The following is an 8344-nucleotide window of genomic DNA, read 5'->3' as shown; positions in this document are numbered from 1 at the left end:
GTGACCGGGAACGGGGTATCAACATATCTGGCGTTGATTTTTGGCACGCTGTTGAGTTCTCAAGGAACGGACACTTCCTTCGTACTCACCCAAGAGACTCTCTCAGGCTTTCCTCCGGGCGTTTCCCTTCGGTCTTGCGTTTCCAAACTCTATCAGTGTTTTCCCGTCCCTCTGACCATGGTCCTGCAGGCACGCAGAACCAGACCCCGAGATAGGATCTGACAAGTTGGATGCTGCCAGGCGAGGACGCTTGGTCGCGTCGTTCAGCCTCAAGCAGGAGTACGACTCTACATGGGGCTCCGGAGCGGGCGCAAATCGTTTGCGCTGTGCCCTACGACAGTCAACCGGCACCTCTCGTGCGGAACCGTCACTTCTTATGACTTACGCTGCTCCACAGTGCGCCGTCCACGACAGGCAGTGACGGCCCATATGCATCTCCACCCCTGGGAGGCTTCCCATGACCACCGTGACGTCCCCTCTTGCAGGACGCGCCATCGGGCTCGCAGCTGTACCCGATCCCGTCTTCTCCGGAGCCATGGTAGGGCCCGGTACCGCGATCGATCCGGCCCGTGAGGCCTCAGAGGCCGTCGCTCCGATCGACGGTGTTGTTGTCTCGCTCCACCCGCACGCCTTCGTCGTGGTCGACGAGCAGGGGCACGGTGTGCTCACGCACCTCGGTATCGACACCGTCCAGCTCAATGGCGAGGGCTTCGAACTGCTCGTCAACAAGGGCGACACCGTGCAGCGCGGTCAGGCCGTGGTGCGCTGGAACCCGGCTGCCGTCGAGGCGGCCGGCAAGTCCCCGATCTGCCCCATCGTGGCGCTCGAGGCCACGGCAGAATCCCTCTCCGACGTCAACGTTGACGGTGACGTGAAAGCTGGCGACGTTCTCTTCAGCTGGCACTGACTCTGAACTTCGCTGCCGTCACGAGCGGCAGGCTGAACAAACATCGCGGCGGCGGGACCCGCCGCACTAGTGGAGACGGGTGACATGGAGACAACGCTGCGAGGCGTCGGTGTGAGCCACGGTGTGGCGATCGGCGAGGTTCGGCATATGGGGACGGCGGTGCTCGAGCCGCCTGCCAAGCAGATTCCGGCAGAGGACGCGGAGCGCGAACAGGGGCGCGCACGCAAGGCCGTCGAAGCTGTGGCGGCCGACCTGATGGCGCGCGGCAACCTGGCCGGCGGCGAAGCCCAGGCGGTGCTCGAAGCCCAGGCCATGATGGCCCAGGACCCCGAACTCATGGCCGATGTCGAGCGACGGATCGCGGTCGGTAGCACGGCGGAGCGCGCGGTGTACGACGCGTTCGCCGCGTACCGGGCCCTGCTGGCCAACGCCGGAGAGTACCTCGCGGGCCGCGTGGCGGACCTCGACGACGTGCGGAATCGTATCGTCGCCCGTCTCCTCGGTGTTCCGATGCCCGGTGTCCCCGACAGCGATGAGCCGTACGTTCTTATCGCGCGTGACCTCGCACCTGCCGACACCGCTCTGCTGGATCCGACGCTGGTCCTGGGCTTTGTCACCGAGGAGGGCGGGCCGACCAGCCACAGCGCGATCCTGGCGCGGGCGCTCGGTGTTCCCGCCGTGGTGGCGCTGCCGGGTGCGGGTGAACTCGCCGAGGGCACGGTGATCGCCGTGGACGGCAGTACCGGCGAGATCTTCGTGAATCCCAGTGCTGAGAAGAAGACCGAGATGGAGACCGCGGCCGCCGCGCGGAAGGCGGCGCTGGCCGGGTCGACGGGCCCCGGCGCCACCTCCGACGGGCACAAGGTCCCGCTGCTGGCCAATGTCGGCGGTCCCGCGGACGTTCCGGCCGCGGTCGAAGCCGGTGCCGAGGGTGTGGGGCTGTTCCGCACCGAGTTCCTTTTCCTTGACGACAGCAAGAACGCGCCGTCCGAGGAGAAGCAGGTCGAGGCGTACCGCAAGGTGCTTGAGGCCTTTCCCGAGGGTCGTGTCGTGGTGCGTGTGCTCGACGCGGGTGCCGACAAGCCGCTTGATTTCCTGACGCCGGCCGACGAGCCGAACCCGGCGCTGGGTGTGCGCGGCCTGCGGACGCTCCTCGATCACCCCGATGTGCTGCGTACCCAGCTGACGGCGCTCGCGAAGGCTTCCGAGGGGCTGCCGGTCTACCTTGAGGTGATGGCCCCGATGGTCGCGGATCGTGCCGACGCCAAGGCGTTCGCCGATGCGTGCCGTGAGGCGGGTCTGCAGGCGAAGTTCGGCGCCATGGTGGAGATTCCGTCGGCCGCTCTGCGGGCGCGGTCGATCCTGCAGGAGGTCGAGTTCCTCTCGCTGGGAACCAACGACCTCGCGCAGTACACCTTCGCCGCCGACCGCCAGGTCGGCGCGGTGTCCCGGCTCCAGGACCCGTGGCAGCCCGCCCTGCTCGACCTGGTCGCGCTGTCCGCCGAGGCGGCCGCGGCCGAGGGCAAGAGCTGTGGTGTCTGCGGTGAGGCCGCTTCGGATCCGCTGCTCGCGTGCGTACTGACCGGTCTGGGTGTCACCTCTCTCTCCATGGGGGCGGCGTCGATTCCTTACGTCCGCGCGACGCTGGCGAAGTACACGCTGGCGCAGTGTGAGCGTGCCGCGGCGGCGGCACGTGCCTCGGACAGCGCCGATGAAGCGCGCACGGCGGCTCAGGCGGTGCTGTCCGGCGAGTAGGCGAGTACTCGACTACTCGCCGGCGTGAGCCGTCGCCTGTACGGGCTCTGATCGAGGGGCGCCCTCACCTGTTTCGGGTGGAGGCGCCCCTCGCGCGTTCAGTGCGCGTGCCCCGTCATCCGGTCGTCGTCTCCCAGGTCCGGCGGTGCGCAGTAGTCGACGCCCGACTCGGGGGAGACCAGTTCGCCGGAGTGGACGTCGGTGCAGTAGGCGTCGAAGACTTCTCCGGCGGTGAGGGGTTCCAGGCCTTCACCGCGCACGCGCCAGCCGTAGACGCGGTCTGTCCTGTCGGGTGCGCTGGTGCGCATGACGAGGCCTCCGGCATTCTGGGTGGCGATGCCGAGAGCGAGGACGGTCGTGAATTCGAGGGCTTCGGCCTCGTCGAGGTGGGGCGTTCCGTGCTGGTCGTCGTCGGCCCGGAGGACGGCCACGAGTGTTTCCGGCTCTGTGGAGACACTGCACACGAGGTGACGCTCGCCGGGACCCGAGGCTTCGAGGATGCGCAGGAGCAGGTCCGAGGCCCGTACGAAGGCCGCACGGCCGATGTCCTCGCCGCAGGACGCGCAGGTGCCGATGCGTGAGAGGAGTGTCGTCGCGTACTCCCAGGTGGCCTGTCGGACGGCCTCGTCGATGAGGTTCGGGACGAGGTCGTCGAGGGGCTGGCCGTCATACGGCACCGTCGCACCTGTCGCGGCGAGCTCCGCCGTGAAGCGGGTGCGGCTGGACGGGGTGTCGGGTTCCAGGCCGTTCTCGGTGCAGAACTCCGCGTACTCCTCGGGGTCGAACAGTGCGACCGTGGTGTGGCCGCCCTGGGAGGCGAGTGTCTTGAGCAGTGCTTCGACCTGCTGGAGATAGCCGGCGTGGTCGGCGAAGGCGAAGGTGCGGTAGCGCCGCCGCATCACGGTGAAGTCCTGCTCGTCGGTCAACAGGCCGATGGTGCCGGCGATTTCGCGGCGCAGGACGCGTCGCATGGTCTGGTGCTGGGTGTGCGCCATCTTTCCCCCTGTGTGCAGTCGATCAATGCTCACTCACCGTAACCGGCGGCACTGACAATGCCCGTCGGGCCAGGGGTGTGCGCACGAAGCGGTGCTGGGAGGTGCAGGCAGGTGATCAGCCGCGTTTGCGGGCCAGTTCCTCGTAGAAGCGCAGGAGGTCGGCGTTGTCGACGGAGCCGAGGTTGACGGCCTTCTCCAGAGGCGCTCCTTGGAGGAGGCGTTTGACCGGGACCTCGATGCGCTTGCCGGTGAGGGTGTGCGGCACGCCGGGGACCTCGATGACCTCGTCGGGGACGTGACGCGGTGAGAGCTGTTCGCGGATGACCTGCTTGATGCGCGCCAGGAGGCCGTCGTCGAGAACGGCTCCTGGAGCGAGGTGCACGAAGAGTGGCATCCAGTAGCCGCCGTCGGGTTGTTCGATGCCGATGACGAGGGACTCGCGGATCTCGGGGAGGCGTTCGACGGCTTCGTAGATGTCGGCCGAACCCATGCGCACACCCTGGCGGTTCAGGGTGGAGTCCGAGCGGCCGTGGATGACGACGGAGCCTCGCGAGGTGACGGTGATCCAGTCCCCGTGACGCCAGACTCCGGGGTACGTGTCGAAGTAGCTGTCGTGGTAGCGGCTGCCGTCGGGGTCGTTCCAGAAGTGGATGGGCATCGACGGCATCGGGTTGGTGACGACGAGCTCGCCGACCTCGTCGGTGACGGGTTTGCCGCTCGGGTCCCAGGACTGGAGGTCGGTGCCCAGGCCCGGGGCCTGGAGCTCGCCGATGTGCACGGGGAGGGTGGGGACCGCTCCTGCGAAGCAGGAGCACACGTCGGTGCCGCCGCTCACGGAGGCGATCCACAGGTCGGCCCCGTTCTCCGCGAACTCGTCGTGCAGCCAGCGGAACCCGTCGGGCGGCAGGGGCGATCCGGTGGTGGCGACGCACTCGACACGGGAGAGGTCGAAGTCGCGGGCCGGGTGCACGTCGGCCTTGCGGCAGGCCATCACGTACGCGGCGGAGGTGCCGAAGAGGGTGGCGCCGGTGCGTTCGGCGATGCGCCACTGGGCGCCGGTGTCCGGGTAGCCGGGGCTGCCGTCGTACAGAACGACCGTGGTGCCCGTCAGGAGCCCGGAGACGAGGAAGTTCCACATCATCCAGCCGGTGGACGTGTACCAGAAGAAGCGGTCCTCGGGACCCAGGTCGCAGTGCAGGCCCAGCTGCTTGAGGTGCTCGACGAGGATGCCGCCCTGGGACTGGACGATGGCCTTGGGGAGGCCGGTCGTGCCTGAGGAGTAGAGCACCCACAGGGGGTGGTCGAACGGGACCGCTTCGAAGACGGGCTCCACGTCCGCCGAGGTGAGGGTCGACCATTCCAGGGCGCCTTCGGGTGCCTCGGTGCCGAGCAGTGGGATGTGGACGACGGCGCGCAGGGTGGGCAGTTCGCGGCGGAGCTCGGCGACGGTGTCGCGGCGGTCGTGTTCCTTACCGCCGTAGCGGTAGCCGTCGACCGTGAACAGCACCACGGGTTCGACCTGCTGGAAGCGGTCGAGGACGCTGCGGGCGCCGAAGTCGGGGGCACAGGACGTCCATACGCCGCCGACGGCCGCGGTGGCCAGGAGGGCGACCACGGCCTGGGGAACGTTCGGCAGGTAGCCGCTGACGCGGTCCCCCGGGCGTACGCCGAGGGCACGGAGTTCGGCCGTCAGGGAGCCGACCTGGCGGCGCAGCTCGGACCAGCTGACGGGGCGCGGCTCGTGGGTCTCGTCGACGTACAGGAGGGCCGGCTCGTGTGCCCGGGTGGCGGCCGCGCGCAGGGCGTGTTCGGCGTAGTTGAGGGTGGCTCCGGGGAACCACTGGGCGCCCGGCATGGAGCGGTCGCCGAGCACGCGCGCGTAGGGGGTCGAAAACCGTACGTCGAACCACTGGGTGAGGGCTTTCCAGAACGAGTCCAGTTCGTCCACGGACCATCGGTGCAGGGCGGGGTATCCCCCCTGGGCGGGGGCTCCGTGGTGCTCGGCGGCCCAGGCCTGGAATCGGGTGATCTGTGCCCGGGCGATGCGTTCCCGGTCGGGCTGCCAGAGTGGCGAGGGGTTCGCTGAGGTCGCTGAGGTCATGGGGCGGCTCCCGGACTGTGCGCGTCGTGTGCGTGTATCGCGCACGGGCAGGGGTGTGCGCGTCACGCGGCTGACTCGGACGATGCCATGTGATCGACTCGCACGCCAGGGTGTGCCCCACATAGTCCGGCTCGTGAAGATGTGGTCCTGCCACGGGTGAACGGAAGTTGAACGACTCACACATCCGGCGATGTCAATGGCAGGCTGAGCAGCATGGACGGTCGTGACCTGGTGCGTTCGGTGAAGGCGGTCGGTTCGGCGGGGGCGGCTCAGAGCTTGCGTACCGTGCGAGCCGCGTGGCGCAGGAGGCGTGCCGACGCCGACGGGATCCCCGCGCGTGGCGCCGAGCGCGCTCGGGTTCCGGGGCCTGTGCTGACCGTGGAGCCGGGTCCCGGCGGCGGAGTCGTCCGGTTCACCCGGTCGAAGCTGCGGATCACCGTCGCGGTCAACGGGGCCGTTTTCTGGGCCTGGGACGGAGCCTGGCCCGAGCCGTCGTACGCGCTCGCGGGCAGTGCCCCCGAGCCGGACCCACGGGCTGTTCTCGAGCCGGACAAGGACGGCGCCTGGCGGGTGGTGTCGGAGCGCATGACAGTCGTCGTCTCACGGCACGGCGCCGTGGAGGTGCGTACGCCGGGTGGGGTGACCCTGCGGCGCGATCTGCCGCCCCGGTGGTGGGAGCCGGTCGGCGGGGGTGAGGCGCGTTGGATGCAGCGGTCCGAAGTGGCCGCGGACGCCCGGTTCTTCGGCCTGGGCGGGCGTGCTTCGGGGCCCCGGCTGCGTGACGGAACGTATCGGCTGTGGAACACCGATCCGGGGCATGCCTTCGGTCCCGGTGACGATCCGCTGTACATCACCATGCCGGTGCAGATGGTGGTGGCCGACGCGGCCACGCACCTGGTGTTCCACGACAGCACCTGGGACGGCAGCGTGACGTTGTCCGAGGGTGAGGAGGGCGCCGGGTCCGGGCACGACCGGGCCGGGTCGAGCGAACTGCGGATGGACGGCGGGCCGCTGCGCTGCTGGGTGATGGTGGGCACTCCCGCGCGCGTGCTGCACACCTGGGCGTCGCTCACCGGGGCCGCCGCACTGCCGCCCGCGTGGGCCCTCGGGCACCATCACGCGCGGTGGGGCTTCGGGAGCGAGCAGGAGGTGCGGCGGATCGTCGGCGGCTACCACGAGCGCGGGCTGCCGCTGGACGCGGTCCACCTCGACATCGACCACCTCGACGCGCACCAGGTGTTCAGCGTCGACCGGGACCGCTTCCCGAAACTGCCCGTGCTCGCCGAGGAGCTGCGCCGGGACGGGATCCGGCTGGTGTCGATCGTGGATCCGGCGGTCAAGTCCGAGCCGGGTAACACCGTGTACGACAGCGGTACCGAGGAGGACGTCTTCGTGCGGGACTCCGCCGGGCGTCTGGTGCGCGGTGTCGTGTGGCCGGGTGAGTCGGTGTATCCGGACTTCACGCGCGCGGGAGTGCGCCGGTGGTGGGGCGGGCTCTACGGAGAGCGTCTGTCCCAGGGGTTCGCCGGGTTCTGGCACGACATGAACGAGCCGGTGTCCTTCACCGCCTTCGGGGAGTCGACGCTGCCCCGTTCGGCGCGGCACGACCTGGAGGGCCGTGGCGGCGACCACCGCGAGGCGCACAACGTGTACGCGCTCGCTATGGCGCGAGCGGGCTATGAAGGTCTGCGGGAACTGACGCCCCAGGAGCGGCCGTTCGTGTTCTCGCGCTCCGGGTGGGCCGGAATGCAGCGCTACGGAGGGACCTGGTCGGGGGACGTGGCCACGGGGTGGCCGGGGCTGCGGGCGTCGCTGTCGCTGGTGCTGGGGCTCGGGTTGTGCGGAGTGCCGTACTCGGGTCCTGATGTGGGCGGGTTCGACGGGAGTCCGTCGCCCGAGCTGTATCTGCGGTGGTTCCAGCTGGGTGCGTATATGCCGCTGTTCCGTACGCACGCGAGTCTGCGGGCGGGCCGCCGGGAACCCTGGGAGTTCGGCGACGAGGTCCTGGAGCACGCGCGCGTGGCGCTCGTCGAGCGACGGCGGCTGCTGCCGTACTTCATGACGCTGGCGCATCTGGCACGCCGTACGGGAGCGCCCTACGTACGGCCACTGTGGTGGGGCGCGTCCGAGGACAGGGCGCTGCGCGACTGCGAGGACGCCTTTCTGCTCGGTGACTGTCTCCTGGTGGCGCCGGTGCTGGACCCGGGCGCGGACCGGCGTGCGGTGCAGCTGCCGCGGGGGCGCTGGTACGACACGGTGACCGAGAAGGCGTACGAGGGACCCGCTCAGGTGCTGATCGACGCCCCCCTGTCCCGGATTCCGGTGCTGGTGCGGGCGGGCGCTGTCGTGCCCGTACGCGGCGACGACGGTGGGCTGGAGCTGGACGTGTGGGCGCCCGCCCGCGGACGGACCGGGGGCGGGCTGGTGGTGGCGGACACGGGTGACGGCTGGGAGGAGCCGGAGATCGAGCGCTATGTGACGCGCTGGGAAGGGAATCGGGTGGTCGTCGAGCGGGACGGCGAGGACGGCCCGGGTGAGCCGTCCTGTCCTGTACGGGTGCGGGGGCTCGGGACGTTGTGACGCGTC

5 protein-coding genes are annotated in these 8344 nt (G+C 69.6%); 3 read left to right on the top strand and 2 right to left on the bottom strand.

The window, feature by feature from the left end:
* Positions 1–457 precede the first annotated feature (457 nt).
* Positions 458–907, top strand: a complete 450-nt coding sequence (locus tag AB0I18_RS05985) for a PTS glucose transporter subunit IIA (RefSeq protein ID WP_363104140.1) — start codon at positions 458–460, stop codon at positions 905–907.
* Between the two features lie 84 nt (positions 908–991).
* Positions 992–2662 (top strand): phosphoenolpyruvate--protein phosphotransferase, encoded by a 1671-nt coding sequence (ptsP, locus tag AB0I18_RS05980; protein ID WP_363104139.1) that lies wholly within the window; start codon positions 992–994, stop codon positions 2660–2662.
* A gap of 98 nt (positions 2663–2760) precedes the next feature.
* Here the strand turns inward: ptsP and AB0I18_RS05975 are convergent, their stop codons facing one another.
* The gene (locus tag AB0I18_RS05975; protein ID WP_363104138.1) at positions 2761–3657 is read right to left on the bottom strand and encodes a hypothetical protein; all 897 of its coding nucleotides are present in this window, start codon (positions 3655–3657) and stop codon (positions 2761–2763) included.
* Between the two features lie 115 nt (positions 3658–3772).
* Positions 3773–5758 (bottom strand): acetoacetate--CoA ligase, encoded by a 1986-nt coding sequence (locus AB0I18_RS05970; protein ID WP_363104137.1) that lies wholly within the window; start codon positions 5756–5758, stop codon positions 3773–3775.
* Positions 5759–5971: 213 nt separating this feature from the next.
* Here AB0I18_RS05970 and AB0I18_RS05965 point away from each other — a divergent pair, with 213 nt between their 5' ends.
* The gene (locus AB0I18_RS05965) at positions 5972–8338 is read left to right on the top strand and encodes a TIM-barrel domain-containing protein (RefSeq protein WP_363104136.1); all 2367 of its coding nucleotides are present in this window, start codon (positions 5972–5974) and stop codon (positions 8336–8338) included.
* The last annotated feature ends 6 nt before the right edge of the window (positions 8339–8344 follow it).

It is taken from the genome of Streptomyces sp. NPDC050704 (genome assembly GCF_040654355.1).
Taxonomy (GTDB): domain Bacteria; phylum Actinomycetota; class Actinomycetes; order Streptomycetales; family Streptomycetaceae; genus Streptomyces.
This window is presented reverse-complemented; position numbering and strand designations above follow the sequence as displayed.